The 20630-nt window shown below is 57.4% G+C and carries 19 protein-coding genes and 4 pseudogenes; 18 read left to right on the top strand and 5 right to left on the bottom strand.

Translation table 11 applies throughout. The annotated features are described in order from the left end of the window. The first annotated feature begins 13 nt into the window (after positions 1-13). A pseudogene (locus ACR65N_RS20965) lies at positions 14-1141 on the top strand (IS3 family transposase). Positions 1142-1372: 231 nt separating this feature from the next. Here ACR65N_RS20965 and ACR65N_RS20960 read toward each other — a convergent pair. Continuing rightward, positions 1373-2137 (bottom strand): LuxR C-terminal-related transcriptional regulator, encoded by a 765-nt coding sequence (locus ACR65N_RS20960; RefSeq protein ID WP_440458590.1) that lies wholly within the window; start codon positions 2135-2137, stop codon positions 1373-1375. 197 nt (positions 2138-2334) lie between these two features. Between ACR65N_RS20960 and ACR65N_RS20955 the strand changes: the two are divergent. After that, positions 2335-2992 (top strand): annotated as a pseudogene (locus ACR65N_RS20955) (IS3 family transposase); the annotation flags it as partial. 990 nt (positions 2993-3982) lie between these two features. On the opposite strand, the gene ACR65N_RS20950 reads toward ACR65N_RS20955, so the two are convergent. Next, positions 3983-4477, bottom strand: a complete 495-nt coding sequence (locus ACR65N_RS20950) for a helix-turn-helix domain-containing protein (protein WP_440458589.1) — start codon at positions 4475-4477, stop codon at positions 3983-3985. A gap of 716 nt (positions 4478-5193) precedes the next feature. Between ACR65N_RS20950 and ACR65N_RS20945 the strand changes: the two genes are divergently transcribed. The 4 genes from ACR65N_RS20945 (at position 5194) to ACR65N_RS20930 (ending at position 6677) form a co-directional block, all read left to right on the top strand. Continuing rightward, the gene (locus tag ACR65N_RS20945) at positions 5194-5649 is read left to right on the top strand and encodes a DUF3846 domain-containing protein (protein ID WP_440458588.1); all 456 of its coding nucleotides are present in this window, start codon (positions 5194-5196) and stop codon (positions 5647-5649) included. After that, complete coding sequence (locus tag ACR65N_RS20940) at positions 5646-5987, top strand: hypothetical protein (protein ID WP_440458587.1); 342 nt, start codon at positions 5646-5648, stop codon at positions 5985-5987. Before ACR65N_RS20945 ends, ACR65N_RS20940 begins: the two co-directional genes overlap by 4 nt. Next, the gene (locus ACR65N_RS20935) at positions 5938-6474 is read left to right on the top strand and encodes a hypothetical protein (protein ID WP_440458586.1); all 537 of its coding nucleotides are present in this window, start codon (positions 5938-5940) and stop codon (positions 6472-6474) included. The genes ACR65N_RS20940 and ACR65N_RS20935 overlap by 50 nt, the downstream gene beginning before the upstream one ends. 77 nt (positions 6475-6551) lie before the next feature. Then, on the top strand, positions 6552-6677 hold the full coding sequence (locus tag ACR65N_RS20930) for a hypothetical protein (RefSeq protein ID WP_440458585.1): 126 nt from the start codon (positions 6552-6554) through the stop codon (positions 6675-6677). Positions 6678-7004: 327 nt separating this feature from the next. Here the strand turns inward: ACR65N_RS20930 and ACR65N_RS20925 are convergent, their stop codons facing one another. Further along, a complete protein-coding gene (locus ACR65N_RS20925) occupies positions 7005-7214 on the bottom strand; it encodes a hypothetical protein (protein ID WP_440458584.1) in 210 nt (69 codons plus the stop codon). Positions 7215-7469: 255 nt separating this feature from the next. Here ACR65N_RS20925 and ACR65N_RS20920 point away from each other — a divergent pair, with 255 nt between their 5' ends. The 4 genes from ACR65N_RS20920 (at position 7470) to ACR65N_RS20905 (ending at position 11100) form a co-directional block, all read left to right on the top strand. Beyond that, the gene (locus ACR65N_RS20920; protein ID WP_440458583.1) at positions 7470-9086 is read left to right on the top strand and encodes an RcgA family putative transporter; all 1617 of its coding nucleotides are present in this window, start codon (positions 7470-7472) and stop codon (positions 9084-9086) included. After that, positions 9076-10098: an alpha/beta fold hydrolase gene (locus ACR65N_RS20915; RefSeq protein WP_440458582.1), complete on the top strand. Its 1023-nt coding sequence runs from the start codon at positions 9076-9078 to the stop codon at positions 10096-10098. Before ACR65N_RS20920 ends, ACR65N_RS20915 begins: the two co-directional genes overlap by 11 nt. 457 nt (positions 10099-10555) lie before the next feature. Next, on the top strand, positions 10556-10753 hold the full coding sequence (locus tag ACR65N_RS20910) for a hypothetical protein (RefSeq protein ID WP_052642493.1): 198 nt from the start codon (positions 10556-10558) through the stop codon (positions 10751-10753). A 98-nt stretch (positions 10754-10851) separates the two neighbouring features. After that, entirely contained in the window at positions 10852-11100 is a 249-nt protein-coding gene (locus ACR65N_RS20905; protein ID WP_440458581.1) for a hypothetical protein, read from the top strand. Here ACR65N_RS20905 and ACR65N_RS20900 read toward each other — a convergent pair. Further along, a pseudogene (locus ACR65N_RS20900) lies at positions 11097-11410 on the bottom strand (ATP dependent DNA ligase). The gene ACR65N_RS20905 and the pseudogene ACR65N_RS20900 overlap by 4 nt on opposite strands. A gap of 11 nt (positions 11411-11421) precedes the next feature. On the opposite strand from ACR65N_RS20900, the gene ACR65N_RS20895 reads away from it, so the two are divergent. The 8 genes and pseudogenes from ACR65N_RS20895 (at position 11422) to repC (ending at position 19663) form a co-directional block, all read left to right on the top strand. After that, the gene (locus ACR65N_RS20895; protein ID WP_440458580.1) at positions 11422-12483 is read left to right on the top strand and encodes a hypothetical protein; all 1062 of its coding nucleotides are present in this window, start codon (positions 11422-11424) and stop codon (positions 12481-12483) included. Positions 12484-12552: 69 nt separating this feature from the next. Further along, complete coding sequence (locus tag ACR65N_RS20890; RefSeq protein WP_234614022.1) at positions 12553-12732, top strand: hypothetical protein; 180 nt, start codon at positions 12553-12555, stop codon at positions 12730-12732. A gap of 584 nt (positions 12733-13316) precedes the next feature. Then, entirely contained in the window at positions 13317-14132 is an 816-nt protein-coding gene (locus tag ACR65N_RS20885) for a helix-turn-helix domain-containing protein (RefSeq protein WP_440458579.1), read from the top strand. Continuing rightward, a pseudogene (locus ACR65N_RS20880) lies at positions 14081-14737 on the top strand (Fic family protein); the annotation flags it as partial. The gene ACR65N_RS20885 and the pseudogene ACR65N_RS20880, both read left to right, overlap by 52 nt. Positions 14738-14958: 221 nt before the next feature. Next, positions 14959-15828 carry an ArdC family protein gene (locus ACR65N_RS20875; RefSeq protein WP_440458578.1) on the top strand — a complete coding sequence of 290 codons (870 nt, stop codon included), beginning with the start codon at positions 14959-14961 and terminating at the stop codon, positions 15826-15828. 180 nt (positions 15829-16008) lie between these two features. Beyond that, positions 16009-17223: a plasmid partitioning protein RepA gene (repA, locus tag ACR65N_RS20870; RefSeq protein WP_440458577.1), complete on the top strand. Its 1215-nt coding sequence runs from the start codon at positions 16009-16011 to the stop codon at positions 17221-17223. After that, positions 17220-18233: a plasmid partitioning protein RepB gene (gene repB / locus ACR65N_RS20865; RefSeq protein ID WP_145162306.1), complete on the top strand. Its 1014-nt coding sequence runs from the start codon at positions 17220-17222 to the stop codon at positions 18231-18233. Before repA ends, repB begins: the two co-directional genes overlap by 4 nt. 191 nt (positions 18234-18424) lie before the next feature. Beyond that, the gene (repC, locus tag ACR65N_RS20860) at positions 18425-19663 is read left to right on the top strand and encodes a plasmid replication protein RepC (RefSeq protein WP_440458576.1); all 1239 of its coding nucleotides are present in this window, start codon (positions 18425-18427) and stop codon (positions 19661-19663) included. A 93-nt stretch (positions 19664-19756) separates the two neighbouring features. Here the strand turns inward: repC and ACR65N_RS20855 are convergent, their stop codons facing one another. Next, positions 19757-20299: a helix-turn-helix domain-containing protein gene (locus ACR65N_RS20855; RefSeq protein ID WP_302079820.1), complete on the bottom strand. Its 543-nt coding sequence runs from the start codon at positions 20297-20299 to the stop codon at positions 19757-19759. Between the last annotated feature and the right edge of the window lie 331 nt (positions 20300-20630).

The raw sequence follows: 20630 nt of genomic DNA, 5'->3' as shown, positions 1-20630 counted from the left end.
TACGGAAGAGTAGATTATTGGGGTGCTGAAGGAGCAAGAGGCTGACGTTAAGGCGGCTGATCTTTGCCGCAAGCGCGGGATTCCCGAGGCGACCTATTAGAATTGGAAGGCCAAAGATGGCGGCATGGAAGTGTCAGAGGCCAAACGTTCGAAGGGGCTGAGGACGAGGATGCCAAGCTGAAGAAGTTGTTGGCCGAACAAATGTTGGATGTTGCCGCGCTTCGCGAGCTACTTTCAAAAAATGGTAGGGCCCCACACCCAGTGGGAAGCCGTCGCGCATCATAAAGCCGAGATGGGGGCTTTCGGAACGGCGGGCCTCCGCAGATCGAAAGACGATCCGCGATCGATCCTCTCGACCGCCTGAGGCCGAGTTGCGAGAAAAATTGCGCGATCTGGCCAAAGAGCGACGACGGTTCATTCTGCTTCGGCGAGACGGAGAGCCTTCTGCGGTCAATCGCATCTATCGGCTGCATCGCGAGGAAGGTCTTCCCGTGCGCAAGCGGAACGCCAGGCGTCGTGCTGTCGGCACCCGTGCTCCGATCCTCGTCGAAGCAAAGGCGAATGCTCGCTGGTCACTGGATTTCGTCCACGATCAGTTGGCCTGCGGCAAACGCTTCCGCATCCTTAATGTGGTCGATGATGTCACGCGCGAATGCTTGGCGGCGATCCCTGACACATCGATATCAGGTCGCCGTGTCGCGAGGGAACTGACGGCGCGTGTCGAGCGAAGAGGCAAGCCCGGAGTGATTGCTTCAGACAACGGAACCGAACTGACCTTGAATGCCATCCTCGCCTGGTCGAAGGATCACGAGGTCGAGTGGCACTACATCGCACCGGGAAGACCGATGCAAACCGGTTAGGTCGAGAGTTTCAACGGCCGCATGCGCGACAAGTTGCTCAACGAGAGCCTGTTCTTCGGCCTCGACCATGCCCGCAGCGCCATTGCCGAATGGGCGGAGGACCCAGACACCTTTCGTCCGCACTCATCGCTCGGATACCAGAGCCAGGCAGACTATGCCGAGATCATCACCGCAACCGGCTCGAACGGTACGCAATGCGGAAGCTTCGCGTTTCCGCCGGTTGCTCACACCGCGCCATTTGGCGTATTAAAACTGCCGAGGCTCTAATCGCTGCTGGATGAAAATTCAGTGGCAGGTCAGCGGAGCTGGCTGCGAAATCTCGCGTCAACTTGGTACTCAGAGCCACCAAAGGGCTGGAAGCCAGTAGACGTGTTGCCATTTGGAGTCGAAGCTCGGCGGCCCGAGAAATTCAGAAGTTAGCATTGTGAGATATGCTTGATTAGACAGCACCAAGCGCGAAAGCGTTGCGATGAGATTGTGATCTGCGGAACATGAGGACGTATGTCACCTGACTACAGCATGTAGGCGGCCTCGATCAGGAGGTTGGCGGTGGTCTCGGGAAACAACGTCTTTAAATCTAGCATTAGTGAGGCGAAAAATCCCGATACCATGCTAGCTGTAGGCCTAAACAGGTCCAACCCGATCTTGCTGCCCTTCTGTCCTACTGCATAAAGTGCAGCCTGGGTGCGGTTCTGCATGCCGAGTTTCCTGAGGATCGCACGAACGTGTACGCGGACCGTACTTTCGGCAATGTCGAGCTCCAGAGCGATGATCTTGTTGCTCGCGCCCCTTGAGATCAGGCTCAGCACCGCGTGCTCCCGATCGGTGAAAGACCGCACATCGTAGTAAGTCCCGCTGCTGCATGCATTGGAAGCCTCGGGTAAGAACGCTGAAATGGCGGCGGTCGGTAGGAGAGTGATACCGTGGCGGATAATGCGGGCCGCAAGCGCGATCTCCTGCAGTGTTGCGCCATCCGGCAACAAGGCGCCAATCATGCTGATGATCGGGCGATAATCCTCGAAACTCTGATTTGAGCGCATCAGGACAATGATACGTGTCACGTCCACGCAATGACTGGCAACCGATAACTGTGCAACAACATCATTCGGGTTTCCAGCATCTACAATTGCAACGGTGTCTTGCCAATCGACGACCAGGTTCATCACCTGAGTTAGAGAAGCACATCTGGAAATTTGCGCAAAGTCAGTCCGGATAGCTTGCTCCATTGCCGACAAAAATATGGTACTGTCGCTCACTAAAAAGACTGATACAGGCATGTCATATCTCTCCGATATTTCTAATGAAGCAAATATTATAAAAGTAATCCACAGTTATTTTCTGAAAAAATTTAGATAAGCGTTAATTCCAAAGTCGACTGGCTATCAGAGTATATGCTGCGGCTGGAAGGAATCTATGCTTATCAAGAGCTTAATTGATTCAGAATTCGCGCGTTCGCAGAGACAGCGGCCAGCTAGTGTGGCACGACGTGTTGGAAGAAGGGGTGTCGTGTGTTCTCCTTCGTATTGAGCGGCTGATGCGTTTCAATACGCGCAGGGCTAGGCCAAGGCGTGGGTTGCCGAAGGATGTCGGGTGACCGTGGCGTCATCATGCCGAACGGGCTGGACCGTCAGTTCATGGCAGAGCGGCCGAACCAGAAAGGGTTGGCCGAATTCACTTACATCCGGACCGCAGAAGGCTGGCTGTATGTCGCGGCCGTCATTGACCTGTTCTCACGCCCTGTCGTCGGCTGGTCGATGAATGCCAACATGACGGCCCAGCTCGTCACTGGTGCACTGATCATGGCGATCTGGCGTCGAGGAAAACCAGATGCGCTCCTGCAGCACTCCGATCAAGCAACCCAATACACGAACGAGCAGTTCCAGCGAATCATGGGCGACCACGGCATCACCTGCTCGATGAGCCGCTCTGGAAATGTCTGGGACAACGCCGCAATGGAAAGCTTCTTCTCATCACTGAAAAAGGAGAGAACAGCACGGAGGTCTATTGCACGAGAAACGACGTCAGGGCGGCTGTCTTCGTTTACATTTAGCGCTTCTACAATCCGAAACGCCGCCACTCGACACTGGGCTATCTCCGCCCCAGACTTTGAAACCAAGGTAGAATTAGTTTAACCTCGTGTCCTATAAACCGGCAGCAGGCCAAACATAGCTCGTTCCGGCCGCTCGCGAGCAAGGACGCGGACTGCCATGAAAACGCCGAGCAGATGTCGAGCCAAGGTCTCCGCCCGCGTTGCAGCTGTGATTGTGCCGTCGGCCTGACCCGTATCGATGCAACGAAAAAAGAAAAACGCGCGATTCGATCGAGCGCGCCAGCGATGACCTCCCGAAACTTCGGGTCGTGCGGCGCTATTTCCAAAGCCGAATTCACCAACATACAGCCCTTGTGCTCCAAATCGTCCAACGAGCGGTTCAAAATTTCCTGAAGAAAAAGGCGTCAATCGCCGAAAGGGGCGGCAACGCTTCGCATTGAAGCGCGGGACCTGGTTGCGCAGATCCCCAAAACCGACGAAGGCTCACGGCCTCGTATTGTCGCTTGCTTCCATCGCTCGGATAAATACCGCGCTGGCGGAGATATAGCCTGCGTTGGCTGGATCCTGACTGCGATCGAGAACGCGTCAATGAAAGGCGACCTTCCCGACTGGCGAAAGCTTCGTAAGGTCGTGAAGAACGCGGTGAAGCTCCTATCGGATCTTGCCCCGACGCTTCACTGAATGCAGGCAGGTCCGGCACACATCCGATGGTTAGACATAGGCTTTAGCCTGGTGATGCGGAACGGTTGTGGCGGGGAAGTCGGTCCCGGCTTCCGCTTCGCGGCGCTATGCTAAGCCTCCTGCGGCTTCCCTTCTTCCGTCAAAACCGTGTCGAGAATTCCCGCTTTCCCGCCCCTGAAGGAGGCGCGGCGCTATGCTGAAAGCTCCGATGTTCTTCATTGTCCTTCTCGGATCTCGGACTGGCGCCGATCGATCCGAGCGATGGCTTCGCCGGACGGGCCGGAAAGGACGCCGCATGAGCGCCGGCTGTTCGCCAAAGGCGGCCGGCGCGCGGCGGAAACCAAACCCAACCCGCTGAGTGTCATGGCGCGGCTTTCGCCGCGCCATTCGTTTACTGCCTTCCGATCGTCCGGGGCTCCATGGCGATCACCAGGTCATGCACCATCTTCAAGGTCGTATCGTCGAGCTTTTTCAGGTGGTCGACCGTTTCTCCCATCAGCTGGTCTCTCAGGGCTTCGCGTGACTCGGCTTTGGAGTGAGAGGGCTGTTCGTTGACGAGAGGATCGAAGAACTCTTCCGGGGTAATATTCAGGACCTCGAAAACGTGGAGCAGGCGTCCGACTGTCATCAAGGAGGAGGCGTTTTCGTAGCGGGCGTAGGTAGCCTCCTTCACCCCTAGCAGCATAGCGACTTTGGCTTGCGCAAGTTGTCGATCGGTTCGCAGGTCACGCAGCCTTTGCGCGACACGCAGATCCCGTTGCCTGAGATCGATGATCTTTCCGTCGAGCCGTTTGCGATAAACCGGATGATCTCTGCTTGGGTCGTCAACGCGTTCAAGTCCGAGATAGCTTACCCACTGCTCGAGTCCGAAACCTGCCATTGCCATCAACCACACTAGAAATTCATCGTTGGTCCCCAGGGACAATTAAAGATGGTGCCTCGAATGTCTACCCTGGATAGCAGCTTTGGCGCATCGCCTTGCGACCCCGCTCTATGCCTTCGGCACGGAGCCAGCAGGCACTGTCTCCGCCCATTCGGGTGACGATCGGTCGCGCTGCGGCTTCGCCTTCCATCACATGCCTCTTGGGCAAAAACCGGTTCGGAACATTTACAGCCTCGCGCGATCGACCCATATTGCCGGCTGATCAGGTCAGGTCATGGCAGATCTCTAGCCCTTATCTGTCATGCCTGCGGAGGCCGTCCCGCCTGATCGGGGGGCCTCTCCACTCTCCTAAAACTCTCACAGTGATCAGCATCAGGATGATTTGTCCGGTCTACGTCACGATGAAGCAGTGACGCCGGAGGCGTCCTGTCTGTCTCTTTGATGAAGGAAAGAGGAGCGCCGCCCCCTCTCCCTCACAAGGGGAAAAAACGGTCTCCCCGTCCTTCCTTCGCGCAGCCTTAAGGCCGCGCTTTCGTGCAGGATCGCCGCTAACGCGCCGCCCCTTCGGCTTTGCCTCGGGCGGGCGAACCCCCTCCGTTTTTATCCCCTTGCCACCCTCTCCCCCGCTGCTCCGCGCGAACTCGGGAACAGGAGCGGGGCTCCTGCCCACGAGGGGCACGAGAAGACCGCTTCGCGGAATTGGAGAAAGGGTGAGAACTATGACCACAACCGCAACCGTTTACCTGCTGGACCCGGAGGCCGGGACCATTCAGGCCGCAGAGGTCGCACCACTGAGCGCGTTCTCTCAGACCTACGGGCTGATTGGATGCCAGCTTGTCGAGGTGGTGCCATTCGACACGAACCACGTTCTTATCGTCGATGAGGAGGGTTTGCGGGACGGCTTGACCGCTTTCACTGTCTTTGATGACTACCCGCAGCCATTGGCCGGAAAAATTGTTCTTGCCAGTCTGGACGGCTCGCATGTCCTGCCGCCGCAGATCAGCATTGAAGAAGCAGCGGCCCGCCTGAACGTCTGCAAGCCGGTTCTTGATCCGGTCTTTGCCGAGGCTGACGAGCATTCCCCCGATGGGGTTATCCTGGGCGGCGCTTTGATCGGGTTCCAGACCCGCATCACCCGCACTCACCCAACCGTCATGGCGGGGGTAGTCCGATGATCATCGCTGTTGTCGAGGACCGCCCCCTGTCCATTCTCGCCGGAACCTTTGCCGCCACCATCGCGGCGAAGGACATCGAACATAGCTTCCATGCCCTTACTCATTTTCCGGAGCGGCGCACCCTGTCCGAACTGGAAGGGCTGGCAGAGCGCCTGAACGGCTTTGCCGCCTACATGGTGGAGCTGTGGGAGCAAGCAAAACTGCCCCTGCCGGACGCTGGAATTGGAGGCCTTTGCCCGCCGTCATGTCGAGATCACCCGCAAGTATTGGGCAGCGGAAGGCCGTTGCATGAACTGGTTTATCACCGGACCTGCCCGCTTTCCCGTCGCCCGCAATGAAAAGCGGATGCGAGTATCAGACGCCCGCCGTGCTGACGTCTCGGCCCATATCGCGACTGCGAAAAAGGCAGTGAAGCGCAAGGCGTTTCCCCACGGAACCGATGACGAGCCGATCCGCTCCAACGATCCGGCCGCCATGCAACGCATTGCCTCGCGGATTGAAGACCTGGCCCTGTCTATTGACCGGATGAAACGGGCGAATGTCATCATTTGCCGGATGGAGAAGGATCAGGCGAGCGAAGCCGACATTCTCGCCCGCGTGTTTGCAGAAACCGGCATGGACGAGGAAAGGGCATCGCGTGGCGTCACCCTTGCCCCTTGGCAGAACCGCCGCGGCTTTCCCACCACCAACACCCGCGCCGAGCTGCGCCGTATGCAAACGATAAGGTCAGGGTGCGCGTCTGGTATGGACGCGCCACCGCGACAGGTTGGGAAGCATGGAAGGATTGGGACGGCTATCGCTTTGAGACCGACCGCGCCAGCCTAGCGAAAAAGCGGTCAATGCCGCTGTTCAAATAGGACCTGGGCCGCATTCGATGCGGCCCGACATTAGGAGGAACACCATTGAGCCGCTATACCGTGACCGTGAAGACCGCCGGAGAGTCCGACGAGAACGCCGTAATCGGCTATGACCCGCCGTCGCGCACCTTCTTTCTGCAGGCGGTTCCCGATGAAGAAAACGACGAATAAGCGCTGTGGTTCGGGACGCTTCTTGAGCAGCACCCAAGCCTTGAATCATCGAGAACGCGCGCCGTTTTGGCTATGTGATCGAGGGGCTGTCACAGAACGCCATCATCGCCATGACAAAGGAAGCCGGAACGCCAACGCCGCCCAGCCTTGGCGAGCGGTTAGGATTGTGCGCTGACAATTGTCAGATGCTTTATTGCGATTTTGGCAGTTACGAACCTGGCCGCATCGAGCGGGCTGCGGTTCGCCCGAAGGGAGCCCATGCCGCTCCCCTCGGCTCCCCTCCCGCCCGGCATACGAGCCGCCGTTGGCGGCACTTGATCATCTCGCTCAGGAGGTTGATCGCACCGGGCGATCCGCCAGCAATGAACTCATTTCTTTGGCCGAAAGCGTGCTTTTGGTCGCGATCAGATAGGCCGCGAGATAGGTCAGCTTCAGCTTAGCCTCTCCCTCGCCCTTTGGCTTGTAATTGATGATTGCCAAGCGGCGTGCCGTCGCTTTTTTCCCCTCTTGAACGGCTGCCGTGTGCTGATCGATCAACTCACGCAGCGAAGGCCCTTCTCCAGTCGCACTACCTGCGGTTTCTGTTCTAACGTGCTTGGACGAGAGCTCGTCCGAGGCGAAGCTTGTGCGCAGAGTGGCTGTTGCCCGATGCGAAGAACGCGAACTGGATAACGACAGTAGCATGGTGGATGTCTCACCGATCAAGTTGCATTGGAGGGCATTTAAGACCATTGAACCTGACGAAACGCACGATAGGATGCGAAACGAAACGAAATCCGGACCTGCAAGTCATTGGAAAAAAACGGTAAGATTTTTGTCGCGCCGCCTAACGACGGAAGCGATTTCAAGGAGCTGTTCAAGCAGATGGCCGCTGCAGGAGCCGGTCGACCCTTGGGCGATGATGGTTTTCCGCAAGGCCCCTGGACGCCGGAACTGCTGGCTGATGCCATCTCAGAGATCGACTCCAACCGGGCCGGGGTGGATCTTCGGACGGTCCAGCTTTGGTTTCAGGAGAACGACAAGGGCATCAGCACCGCCAACATTCGCTGGCTTGCACGCATCTTTGGTTGCGATGATCGCGAGGCGACGAATGATTGGCTGAAGGAGCTCAGCGCGGCGCAAGCGCACCTGATCGCAAAACGGCGGGATCAGAAGAAGACCGGGCTCCCGACTGCAACTGCGCTGAGTGTGCCGGATATGCCGGCACCAGTCGTTGACCAGACTCCCCAAACGGCCGTCGTCTCGGTGGACCTTCAACCCAAGCCGGCGGAGCGGCCATCGGGATTGGCGAAGAAGACCGAGGCGATTTTCTCGCACGCATCATACTTGAACCTGCCGGCGTCGATCTTCGCGGGTTCGTCGGCCCTCGGGTTCCTGTCTTACATCCTGGGGATCCACAGCATTACCTATTTTCGTGAGGACGGCATCGAGAAGCAGGTTGGCTTTCTCTGGGCACCGAACTGGACGTTCCTGTTCATGGTGCTATTGCCGGTGTTCTTCGCTATCATCATCGAGCTTCTGGTTTTCTGGAAGCATGATTGGCGCCCGAGGTTTCTGGCCCAGGTCGATCGCTTGCAAAGCGTCGGAGCCTGGACGCAAAATCTGCAGGCCAATTCCTATAGCTATTGGGCCGTCTTCCTGATCTGCGTCGTATTTGCGGGGGTGTTTCAATGGATCGGCGTCGACCTGATCCCCCTTCTTGAGCAGAGCCAGGACTTCGCTCCGAGCTGGGGGACGATTGGCATCATCCGTCCGGATGTCATCTCGACGCCGGCGGCCATCGTGTTCACTGCCCTTGCCTACCTCTATATGTCCCTCAGCTTCTACCTGCTGTTCGCCGGCCTGATCCTGCTGCACACGGTCGTCCACGATCTATGGAAGCTCGGCGGCCAAGCGAAGCTGCGGCCGGAGCAGGATTCGCGGCCGGAGGTCAGCGAGGCCGGTCTGAGGATCATGCGGGCAATCTTCAGATGCACGGTTCTCGTAGTGCTCGCCGCCATCTGCATGAAGGCGCAGAGCGCGTACCTTGCTTCGCAAGGACCCGACATCATAACGTGGATGGTTCGCGATGTGTGGGCGGCCCTCGCCGACTACGAAGACGACGATTATACCTCCAACTACCGAATGCCAACCCACTACAGCAGCCTCCTCGTCGCAATATCGACCTGCAGCGTCTTCCTGTATGGAGCGATCCGGCTGGGCAGTGACAGACGTCTGCGAGCGCCCTTGTGGAAGATGTCTTCCGCGATCGGACTGCTCCTGATCTCGTATCTGACGATCGATGCCTTTGACGGCTTCTCGGTTTTGCTGATTGTCGCCGCATTGATCGCCACATACGGGCTATTTGATCCAGAGTTTGGATCCGGCTGGCGAGCCGGCGATATGGAAGGCGACAGCCATGTTTCATAGCTGGCTCGATCGGTGGGACGAGGGCCGCGCCCAACGCGGCGAAGAGGCCAAGGAGACCACGGACCTCATTCTGGACGCCGATCGTGCATTCCCGGGCATGGGAGCGGCTGAAACGCTAGAGGGGTTTTGCGTACTCGCGGAAACGGCCGCGGCTGATCCGGGTTTCTTTGATCCGCCTGATTCAAGCGACCAAACCTTTGAGCTGCGGGATGGCTGGCTGAAATTCCCTTCGGACATCTCAACGGATGTCGCGGAAAACAACATCGTATGGGCCAGGATCACGGAGAGCGGAAAACGCGATCAGGCGGTGGTGATCTTCCATCACTGGAACGCCGAAAGTCGGAACCGGCAGATTGCCGGATTCCTCTCCTGGCAAGGGATCACGGTTATCGAGATCGCCATGCCTTACCACTTGGAGCGCCAGCGCCCGGGCTCGCTCTATGCCGATTACATGCTCAGCGCCAATCTAGGCCGAACGGTGCAGGCCGTCAGACAGGCTGTATGGGACGGGCGCAAGCTTATCCGCTGGCTGAAGCGCGCGGGGTATCGAGATGTTTCTGTCCTTGGGATGAGTCTTGGTTCCTGGATAGCCGGACTGGTCGCGGCGCATGAGGCCGCCGTTTCTCGGGTGTCACTCTTCCTCACGGCAGGAAGCCTTGCCGAAATGGTATGGACCGGGCGCGCAACCCGATCGATCCGGAAGAGCCTCGAGCCGCATCTTGCGCTTGCCCAGCTTCAACGAGCGTGGGCACCACTCAATCTTGAAAACCATGCAGACAGGCTGGCGCGGCCAAGCCTCGAAATTCATGTCATCCTAGCATCGAGGGACACGGTTGTTTTGCCGGACCTGTCAGGACGCCTACTAAAGCGGCTGCAGAATGCCGGAGCCAGAGTGAGCGTGCTGCGGCTCAATAGCGGGCACTACTCTCTTGGGCGGCCACCCTACATCTTGGGAGCCGGATGGAGCCTGAAGCGGTTTCTGTTGCGCAAGCGCGAGGCCGCCCAGGCTTAGGAGCGTTTGAGCGCCGCATCGAGCGGCACCCGACCGCAATAAGGGGAGCCCCCTTCGGCCCCTCCCCTCAAACTCCCCTTCCCCCTCACGACGGAGGCGCCCCGCAAGCGGGACGGTTCACTGAGGATTGTTGTCGTTTCCGGCTATGAGCGTCGACGTGAGCTCAACCACCGCTGCAGCATCACGGCGATGGAGATCCGACCTAGCGGCCGGATCACGATTTGCCGGTTGAAGGCAAAGACGACGGCCAGGGCTACGAAGGCCGCGTTTTCAGGCCGCTCCTTAGTGGCCGTACGTAATCTAATGCTGCGCACGATACGTCAGGCCCCGCCTTGGCGTGCAACCCCAAGGGTTCTCCTCTCCGCTTCGCTCCGTTGCGATCGCTTCGCGATGCACTCGGCGGTTCCAGCCGTATTCGAGCTTCGCGATTACGCCAACCACTAAGGAGGAACCTCTGATGAAAACGCTCGTAACCTTCTGCCAGAAAACCGGCCGTCGCCTTCGCCAGTTCATCAACCGGCAAATCGCGAAGTTATCCCATAAGGGCCAACTTCGGTTCTCCATCGCCGTGATGCTTCCGCTCATCGCCAAGGTCGAGTTCAGCTATCAAGTCGAGCTCAACAGCAAGGCCGGAAACGACAACAAGCCTCAGTGAAGCACAGCCGCACCCTGCCCTGCAGGGTGCGGCCTATCCGTCGTGATCCCGAACCCGCGGGCCTTGCAGGCGCCCGCAGCAAGCATATTTGCTGGAAGATGACCGACTTTCCGAAAGCGCTACCCGAAAAGGACGAAAGCCGCTACATGGCGTGTCAGATGGCGGTGGAGACTGTTTTGCAGGATCTGGTAGAGGACGCCTTGCGCCGAGGTTGGGAGGAGACGGAAGTCCTCTCCATTCCAGAGGTTGCGGACAACCTCATGCTGGCGGCGGATGCCAATCGGGATCCAGACCTGCTTCTCGCTGCTCTGAGAAGAAACATGCCCCCGCCCAATCTTGCCGGTTAGGCGTTTCCAACATCGAGCGAATATACTGCCGCTGCGTCTTCAGGGTCGCGAAGGCTCTTGAACGAGGCGTGGCGCAGTTTCCCGTCGGACGTCCATCCCCGGAAGTCAATTTCAGCGATCAGGCCTGGATCTGTCGCGATCCGGGTCTCCCTTTGAAGCGGATCACCGGCTTGTTCGTTTTCAGCTTGTCGAGCTGCTTTCGCAACGCTCGCGCTTGCTGATGTTTAAAGCCGGTTCCGACACTTCCGACATAGACATACTCACCTCCTCTGAGAGCTCCGAGAAGGAGGCTTCCAAAGCCATCTGGCATACCCGCGGCGCGTGGACCTCAGCGACGAGGATCAAGCCAAGCTTGACGCACTGACTGAGCGTTATGACGAACTGGCGGCGCAGATCGATGCGGATCAGGAGGATGAAGGTGCAGAGGCCGCCTTGTCCGCCGTCGAGCAGGAAATCGCCGTCCTGCAGAAGCGCGAAGAAGCCTATCGCAGCGAAGACCTCGCAATGGCAGGGGCAATCGTCACAATCGACCATTGGGGCAAGTTGTCGGTGCTGAGAGGCCTTGTCCGCGACGAGGACAAGAAGAAGGCCGAGGCCACGGAAGGGAAACAAGGCGGGGCGACCGAGGAAGCTGACGGCGCTTCGAAATCTACGGGGCTGACCTATTCAGCGGCTTTAATCGAGGACCTGACCGCTCAGAAGACGGCGCTTCGTGTCGAGCTGGCGAACAATCCCGACATTGCGCTTGTGGCGGTTGTCCACGCGATGTTGCTCGAAGTGCAGTATCGCACGGCATGGGGCATTCCCAGCCACCGGAGTGCGCTTGAAATCTCTGTCACTCATGAAGTGGTGGACGGTTCGATGAAGCGTCCCGCCGAGAACAAGGCCCTTGAGGTGTGGGGAAGCCTTGAGGAAAACTATGGGCACCGGCTTCCCGGCGATCCTGCTGACCTTTGGGAATGGCTGATGGATCAATCGCAGAGCGAGTTGTTGCAGCTTCTGGCCTATGCCGCCGCCCATTCCGTCAATGCGGTTGAGAAGAAGTTCAGCAGTCGCAGCCAAGCGCTGGCACATGCCGACCAGATGGGCCGCGCATTGAACGTGGACATGCGTGACTGGTTTGAGACTACTGCGGAAAGCTATTTCAGCCACGTCAACAGGCCGACCATTCAAGCCGTTGTTGCCGAGGTGCGCGGCGAGGATTTCGCCGCTGGTGTCGGCAACATGAAGAAGGGCGAGGCTGCGGAGTATGCCGCCAAGTCCATCAAGGACAGCGGTTGGCTTCCGCCTCACGTTCGGATCGCGTCTGACCCCGACGCAGAGGGTGAGGCTGAAACCTCAGAGGACAAGAACGAACACTCGTTCCCGATGGCAGCGGAATAATCCCGCCGCTGCTTTCCGCCGGTCACGTCCTCCAGCGTGACCGGCTCCCCCTATTCCAGAGGATAAGCCATGCTTGATTCCGTACCTGATCCGACCCTTGCCGCCGAAAGCTGCTGCCAACTAATCAACGCCTACCTGAACGATCCCGAGCATGTTGATTGGGATGACGTGCAAAAAGCACTCGATACAGCGCTAAAGGCCTTCGATCTACCACCGACCTACATTGAGGAGGCTTTTCAGCGCGGCTGAGTTTGCTACAAGATCGCACCTTAGCGCCCGCCTTGGCATCGAGCCAATGCGGGCGCTTTCGCAGGTGCCTGGGAGGCAGAAAAGTATCGGAAGACGGCAGATCAGGCCGCTTGTTGAGAGGAGCCCCGCGCCCCCTCCTCTCAAACTCTCCTCCCCACCCGGTTGAATTTCCCAACAATAACGGGGGGTAAATCCTACTCTGGGAACGTTCCAGATTTCAGCGTGAAGAGAGGGAAGACGCGGAAAAGCACGCTAACAAATTGAAATGTAGGCGCGATTTCAGATGTTGGCTGAACCGGCGCAGCAGCGCGGAAATGTGTCAACTTGCATCAATTCGGTATCTCAGGCTACAAATCGTAACGAGCGGAACCGTAACCGATTCCGACTCACGCATTCTAACAGCTTTTTGGAGATCACACCCGGCCCAGAAAAGAAAAACCGCTCCCGAAGAATCCGGAAGCGGTCTGCAGTTCGGTAATAATAAGCCAAAACCGTTCTCGCAGACCTCCCCTCCGATGTCAATAATCAAAACACCTTTTCGGTGAACGGCGGAGCTTTGTCTGGCCTCTGATAGGAGACGGACGATGGGGGAACCCACACAACACAAGCGGCCGACAGGTCGCAGAATGACGAAGGAGCGAGCCGAATTCCGGCGACTGGCGCAGTCAACGGAAATCGGAACGGTGACGCGCGGGCAGCTTGCGGTGCTTGCAAAAAACCTGATGACAATCGGGATGATTACGACCGCAGAATATGCGTTGCTGGAAGCCATCATCACGACCGCCAAGGCAGACGCCTTCGACAAAGGAGGGCGGCCGATCGTCTACAAGTCGAACCGACAGCTCGGCTATGACATCAACAAGTCGCCAGGGCGCGTAAGCCGGATTCTCTCCCGATTGTACGACCTCGGCCTTGTCACCATGCAGGACAGTGCGAATTTCAAGCGTTACCCGAGCCGTGACGGCGAAGGAGATATTGCCGACGCCTGCGGCATTGATCTGCGTGTCCTGATCGCTCGGCACCATGAACTTGATCAGCTGGTGCGCCAGAAGCGGGAAGAGATTCGAGTTCGCGACAGCGCGGCGCGTCGCTTTCGGGACGCTCTGCGTGCCGCGAGATATGCTCTGGCGTCCTCCACCGATCGAGGGGAAGTCATTCTCGGGCGGATCGGGTCCCGTGTTGAGAAGATCGCTGCCTTCATCAGATCAGCCAGGTACGCACCGGCCCAAGTCCTCCGGAAGGCAAGTTGCCTATTGCTTTGGCGCGAACCGCTCCCCAGGCTTTCTTCAAAAGCCCCCTTGCTGGCGGTGCCAGCCTTTAGTGAACTGACTTGTTCGGCATTAGAGCCGCCACACCCGAGCAATTCGCCGAGAAGGCCGCTCACGTCCTATCTGAGTTGAACTATGTTCATGCCTTTCGCGAAGGCAATGGAAGGGCAAACGAAGCTCTGGCGGTCTCCTTGGGCCGCACCTACGGGCACGACATCGATCTGACCGTCATCACCAAACCTCGCATGATCGAGGCATCCGTTGAGACCACGAATGATCCGTCCATTCCGGCGATGAAGCACCTCATTCAGGATGCGATGGATCCTATCCGCCGCGAGGCGATCCGCAGTGCCATGTCGGATCTTGAGCTGGCTGGCGAGAAACCTTTCGAGCACAACATCCGCACGGCCCGCCCGGGCGAAGTGATCGAAGGGCAGGTTCTCGGGCATGACAATCGCGTGGCGAGCCTCGTGACCGACAGGGGGATTGTGGCCGTTGACCGCGCTGACCTTCCCGAGCGGATGCCTCCCGACGACGAGGAGGTGAAGTTCACCGCTCGATCTGATTTCAAGACTCTGGGGCGGCCGGAACAGGTCCAAGATGCCCAATCGCAGCCAGGTCAGCAAAAGGCCCAAGAGCCTCAGTCGCAGCACATTAACGCCGAGCTTAAGGCTATCGAAGCGCAGCAGCTTGCCGATCGCCAGCGAAACCTCGACCAAGACGACCGAGAGTGCTGACCTGCGGCCCGGTCGCTGCAGTGAGGGGCTGTGTCATTGGCCGGGGTGCCGGAGCTCTGCGCCCTCCCCTGTCCGTTGAATGATTTGACGGACAAAATACGATAGCCCCTCCCCCATTCAACCGCGTGCGCGGTCCTACACTCCGTTGCGGCCCTACGGGTGCATGGGGTCGTTTCGCTATCTTCGGATCTTTGCCGTCAACCAACGAACAGGAGACGGCGATGCAGAGCGTAAAGGACACCTACCAGCGGATCACCGACACCATCATTCAGCAGCTCGAGGCCGGCACCAAGCCTTGGATCCGGCCATGGCGCGGAAACAGCCGCAGGTCGGCTACGCCGCTCCGCGCCTCCGGCGAAGCCTATCGCGGCATCAACGTGGTCATGCTGTGGCTCTCCGGGCAACTCGCCGGCTACGACGAAAACACATGGATGACTTACCGGCAGGCTCAGGAGCTTGGTGCTCAGGTCCGCAAGGGCGAACAAGGAACACTCGTCATCAAGTACGGCACCTTCACGCCGAAGGAGCAGGAGGCGGACGATCGTGCAATCCCCTATCTCAAGGGCTACACCGTCTTCAACGTCGAGCAGATCGACAACCTGCCTGACCGCTTCAATAGCCCGGCCGAGGCGGCGCCGATCGAGCCGGTTCCGGTTATCGACCATGTCGAAACCTTCATTCGGGCCACAGGCGCAAAGATAGCCTACGGCGGAAAGCAAGCCTGCTATCGGCCGGGCCCCGATGACATCCAAATGCCGGAGCGCGGTCAGTTCCTCAGCGAGGTTCATCTTTACAGCACGATTTTTCATGAGCTCGGGCACTGGAGCGGCGCAAAATCCCGCCTTGATCGTGACCTTAGCGGGCGGTTCGGGAGCGAGACCTACGCAATGGAAGAGCTTATTGCCGAAATCTCAGCCGCATTCGTCTGCGCCGATCTTGGCATTGAGCATGATCCGCGAGACAACACCGCGACTTACGTTGAAAACTGGCTCAAGGTGCTGAAGCAGGATTCACGTGCAGTCATCACTGCCGCCGCGAAGGCTCAGGCAGTCGCTGACTATCTCCGACGGTTCAGCTCTTCTACAGGGTAGGGGCCCTAGCAAAACTGTCGGGCCTCATGCGCATCGACCCAAAACTTTACAACTGTAAAGTTGGGCATCCTTGATGCGTTAACTTCTTGTTAACGAAAAACGCCTTGAAGAATCGGAGTCAGTCTGGCATCCCTGACGGAAATGATCTCTTAAAGTGGTCAGAACCGTCAAGAGGATTGAATGTTACAGCCAGCTTTTCAGAGCGTCAGAGACACTGCGTCGAAGATCGAGGTCTACACCTCGAAACTCTCTGCGGAGCTGAACGATATGCGTGAAGCTGTCTATCCACCCTCTGCGCAGAAAACATTTGGCCGGACATTCTCAACCCTTGACCTAGTGAGGCTACTCAAGGTTCCGGAAAGTACTCTTCGCCAGTTGACGCTGGAAGGGAAGGGGCCTTTGCCCGAGCGCGCAGAAAACAATAGGCGAACGTACACGATAGAGCAGGTCAAGGAACTGAGGCGATTCCTGGCCGAACTTCGTCCTGACGAAGCTGGCGAGCTGCTTCCGCATCGTCGCAAAGGGGAAAAGCTTCAGGTAATTGCTACAGCAAATTTCAAAGGTGGTAGTTCCAAGACAACCACTTCTATCCATCTCGCACATTTTTTAGGGCTTCAGGGTTATCGGGTCTTGTGTCTGGATCTTGATCCGCAAGCATCGATGACTGCGCTATTTGGTATTCAGCCCGAGTTCGATCTCGGCGAGAACCAGACAGCCTATGCAGCCATTCGATATGACAATGAGAGGCGGCCGCTCGCTGAAGTGATCCGGCCAACCTATTTCCCAGGTGTCGATCTAGTTCCTGGCAATCTGGAGCTAATGGACTTTGAGTTTGATACCCCGTCCTATCTGACCTCGAAAACCAGAGATGACCTGGGTTTGTTTTTCGAGCGGTTAAGCAGTGCCCTGGCCCGCGTCGATGATCGATACGATATCGTTATCATCGACACCCCACCGTCCCTTGGATACTCGACACTCGCTGCTCTTTATGCAGCCACGTCCTTAATCATTACCGTTCACCCGGCGATGCTCGACGTTGCATCGTGCAATCAGTTCCTGATCATGATCTCCGATCTATCGGAGGTGCTGGGGCAGTTTGGAGCTAAATTTGAGCATGACTTTTTCCGCTTCCTGCTCACGCGCGTGAACCCGAATGACGGGCCGCAGAAGTACATGTCCGGAGTCATGCGCCGATTGTTTGGTGATGATGTACTCGTGGCGGAGGCGCTCGAATCGACGGCAATCGCCGGTGCAGCGGTAGCGAAGAAGACCCTATACGAGCTTGAGTCGGGTGAGGTCGGTCGTGAGGCGTTGAAGCGCGCAATTGAGAGCGCTGACCGAGTTAACTCCGAGATCCTCGACCTCGTTCACAAAGTTTGGGGACGTAGCACATGAAGAAAAGCATCCTTCAGCGAATGGCGGCCGCCGAAACCCGGACGGAATCTCCTGTGTCGTCGGACGCGTCCGACAAGCCCTCGCTGGCGCGGCGGCACTCTTCACCTGTCATTTCCAATGTGGGTCGGGCACTGACACAGCTCACAGAAGATAGTGTCATTTCACTCGATCCTGACCGTATCGACCGCTCCCCCTATAGAGATCGCTTTGGCAACGACGAGGACGCGGCCAAAGAGCTCGAGGCGCTTAAGATTTCAATCGCAAGTGAAGGCCAAAAAATTCCGGTTCTTGTTCGGCCGCATCCGACGAAAGCGGATCATTACCAGCTTGCATACGGTTACCGTCGATGGGCAGCGATCAAGGCCATAATGGCAGAATCGGACCGCCCGGAGACCATAAAGATTCGAGCCTATGTTCGAGAACTTTCCGATCGGCAGTTGATTGAAGAGCAATCGCTCGAGAATGGTGTTCGGGAAAACCTGACCTGGATTGAGCAGGCAATGTGGGCTGTACAGCTGAAAAGTGCTGGCCTTTCCCATCGCGCCATGTGCCCAATCTTGGGAGCTTCAGAAGCGGCAATATCGCATCTTTTTCGAGTGACGGAGGCGGTACCCGAAGACATCATTCTTGCGATCGGAAGAGCAAAGGGAGTTGGTCGACCGAAATGGACCGCATTTGCCGAGTTGCTGAAAGATCCGAGCAGCGCAGCACGTGTTCGTAAAATAATCGACACGGTCGAGTTTCGAGGCGCTGACAGCTCCAGCCGTATTGCCCAAGCGATACGTGCTGCAAGTTCGGCGGCCGACAAAGTGACTACGGAGCCAGCTGAAGAGATTGTTGACTTCGCCGTGGGTGACCGAGTTTTTGGCCGCATGAAGAGTAATTCGGCTGGAACTACGGTCTCTATACCGAAGCAGGAACGCGCTTTCGCGCGCTGGCTCGCGGACCGAATGCCTGATCTTCTAAGCGAATACAACAATCGTTCAGATCCAACTCACAAAGAGGTGTGATCGAGACACTCGTTAATTGGTCAAGAGGAGAGACCGCGACAAAAGAAAAAGGCCCCCAAAACGTTTCCGTCATGGAAGCCTCTCTCAATTCCTAGCAAGATCGAGAATCGCATTTCCATGAATCCCAGTCAAGAGTCTTTGGCATCGTTTTGGTGAGCGGATTTCTTTTGCCTGAAGAAAGGTGAAGGAATATGCAGACGGGAAATGTGACGACGCCCTTTGGGCGGCGGCCGGCTGTGCTTGCTCTTGTAAAGAGGCAGCTCCAGACGTCCGAGACGAAACCAAGCCGCCAGGTCGAAAAATGGAAAGTGTTTCGCGACGCTTGTGAGGCCCGTGAACCCCTTGGCCTCCAGGACAGGGCGCTGACTGTGCTGGACGCATTGCTGACGTTTTATCCAGAGAGCGAGCTCAACTGCGATAGTGGATTGGTGGTCTTTCCATCCAATGCTCAGCTGTCTGTCAGAGCGCACGGCATAACCGGAACGACCTTGCGGCGGCATTTGGCTGCCTTGGTCGAAGCCGGGCTCATCCAGCGCAAGGATAGTCCGAACGGCAAGCGCTACGCTCACCGGGACAAGGGTGGTGATATCGAGCAGGCTTTTGGATTCGATCTTTCTCCACTTTTGGCTCGTGCTGCGGAACTTGCAGGTCTGGCACAGGAAGTCGCTGCCGAGCGCCTGCAGTTCAGACGAGCCAAAGAAGCGCTGACTATCTGCCGGCGTGATGTACGCAAGCTAATTTCCGCCGCGATGGTTGAGGGGGCCGACGGCGACTGGGAAGCCATCGAAAACATGTATGTCGGCATTGTCAGCCGACTCCCCCGCAATCCTGACCGTCGCCAGGTGGAGGTAATCCTCGACGAGATGCAGCTTTTGCGCACCGAAATCCTCAACCTTCTGGAAAATCAGTTAGATTCTCAAAATATGGACGGCAATGCTGTTCAAAATGGCTGTCACATACAGAATTCAAAACCCGAATCCATCCATGAACTTGAACCTAGCTCTGGAAAAGAGCAGGGCGGAGCCGTCGAGCTGGAAGTAGCACCCAAAGAGGTTGCTCAGCCGTTGGCAAAGCCGGAACAGATGAAGGCGTTCCCGCTGTCGATGGTCCTGAAAGCCTGCCCGCAGATTTTGGATTACGGGCCCGGGGGGACGATCTCCCATTGGCGCGAGCTGATGGGGGCCGCGGTGGTGGTTCGATCAATGCTTGGTGTTAGCCCGTCGGCTTATGAGGAAGCGTGTGAGGTGATGGGGCCGGAGAACGCGGCGGTTGCTATGGCTGCAATCCTGGAGAGGGCAGGGCATATCAATTCGGCAGGTGGATATCTCCGCGACCTCACGCGTCGAGCGAGGGCAGGGGAGTTCGGGCTCGGACCAATGCTGATGTCGTTGATGCGCGCCAATACGAACGGAGGCCGGAAAGCAGGGTGAGGGGCTGTGCTGACGCACTAGGGTGAGGTCTCGATGGAAAAGGCCTGAAGTCAGCCTTCCTACATTGACAGCACTTACAACCGGTTTCAGCTCTCATTCGTCTGTAGGTGTTTCGGTTGTAGATGACTTGCGACCTGGTGGGCGACCAGGCGGACGGCCTCTCCTGCTGGCTCTCGCAGCTTTTCGGTTCAATCGTTGGCGTTCAGCCTCAGCTTGCGCTTCAGCCTCCGCTTCCGCTTTCTGTCGAGCCTCAAGAACATCGCTTGGCGTCAATTGGCCAACTATGCCAATCAAACTGCGTATGGTGTCGTGGGGGAGGTCATGAATAAGTCTGAACAATTCAACCCGATCATCGGCCTCTTGAGGATCTTTGCCGTAAAGATGAGGTGCCGCAGCATGAATCATCTGCATTGGCAGGAAACCAAGGAGCTCGGAAAGGTGGATCATTCGTGATACGGTAAGGCGCGAAATGTTCAGTTCATAGCGGCTATAAACCACTCGTGCGAGACCAGCCAAGGTCGCGAAATCACTCTGGGTCAAACCAGTTTTCGCACGTTCGTCTAAGAGGAATGCGGAAAGCTTTGCGTCGATCTCCCCGAAGCTGACAATGCCGTCGAAGCCCTTCTGGCGGTACAAGGGTCTCTGGAAATCTGGATCTGTGGTCTCAACCAGTTCCCTTGAATTGATATAGTCGGATAGATTCCGCACCGTCGGTATTCCCTCAGTCCCCAGATCCGCCAGTGGCAGATATCACGCACCATAACGTGCCATTAAGGCACTGTCATCCTGCGCGCCAGTCACACAAACCTAACAATATTGGGGGGAATGATCTGTAACATTGCTCTCTTGGGATCGAAATGCGCAACTCAGAGGCGCGTTGTGCCTCGAGTCTGTTGATTTCCACTGAGAGCTGACCCGGCGTTTCCACCGAGAATTGACCCGCCTTTAGGTATCGTTCGTGTTGTTG

The sequence above is a fragment of the Rhizobium sp. SAFR-030 genome (assembly GCF_059415005.1).
This window is presented reverse-complemented; position numbering and strand designations above follow the sequence as displayed.

Excerpts from the sequence above, each read along its gene's own strand:
- ACR65N_RS20960 (WP_440458590.1), bottom strand. The coding sequence starts at position 2,137 with ATGCCTGTATCAGTCTTTTTAGTGAGCGACAGTACCATATTTTTGTCG.
- ACR65N_RS20950 (WP_440458589.1), bottom strand. The coding sequence starts at position 4,477 with ATGGCAATGGCAGGTTTCGGACTCGAGCAGTGGGTAAGCTATCTCGGA.
- ACR65N_RS20945 (WP_440458588.1), top strand. The coding sequence starts at position 5,194 with ATGACCACAACCGCAACCGTTTACCTGCTGGACCCGGAGGCCGGGACC.
- ACR65N_RS20940 (WP_440458587.1), top strand. The coding sequence starts at position 5,646 with ATGATCATCGCTGTTGTCGAGGACCGCCCCCTGTCCATTCTCGCCGGA.
- ACR65N_RS20935 (WP_440458586.1), top strand. The coding sequence starts at position 5,938 with ATGAACTGGTTTATCACCGGACCTGCCCGCTTTCCCGTCGCCCGCAAT.
- ACR65N_RS20915 (WP_440458582.1), top strand. The coding sequence starts at position 9,076 with ATGTTTCATAGCTGGCTCGATCGGTGGGACGAGGGCCGCGCCCAACGC.
- ACR65N_RS20910 (WP_052642493.1), top strand. The coding sequence starts at position 10,556 with ATGAAAACGCTCGTAACCTTCTGCCAGAAAACCGGCCGTCGCCTTCGC.
- ACR65N_RS20905 (WP_440458581.1), top strand. The coding sequence starts at position 10,852 with ATGACCGACTTTCCGAAAGCGCTACCCGAAAAGGACGAAAGCCGCTAC.
- ACR65N_RS20890 (WP_234614022.1), top strand. The coding sequence starts at position 12,553 with ATGCTTGATTCCGTACCTGATCCGACCCTTGCCGCCGAAAGCTGCTGC.
- ACR65N_RS20885 (WP_440458579.1), top strand. The coding sequence starts at position 13,317 with ATGGGGGAACCCACACAACACAAGCGGCCGACAGGTCGCAGAATGACG.
- ACR65N_RS20875 (WP_440458578.1), top strand. The coding sequence starts at position 14,959 with ATGCAGAGCGTAAAGGACACCTACCAGCGGATCACCGACACCATCATT.
- repA (WP_440458577.1), top strand. The coding sequence starts at position 16,009 with ATGTTACAGCCAGCTTTTCAGAGCGTCAGAGACACTGCGTCGAAGATC.
- repB (WP_145162306.1), top strand. The coding sequence starts at position 17,220 with ATGAAGAAAAGCATCCTTCAGCGAATGGCGGCCGCCGAAACCCGGACG.
- repC (WP_440458576.1), top strand. The coding sequence starts at position 18,425 with ATGCAGACGGGAAATGTGACGACGCCCTTTGGGCGGCGGCCGGCTGTG.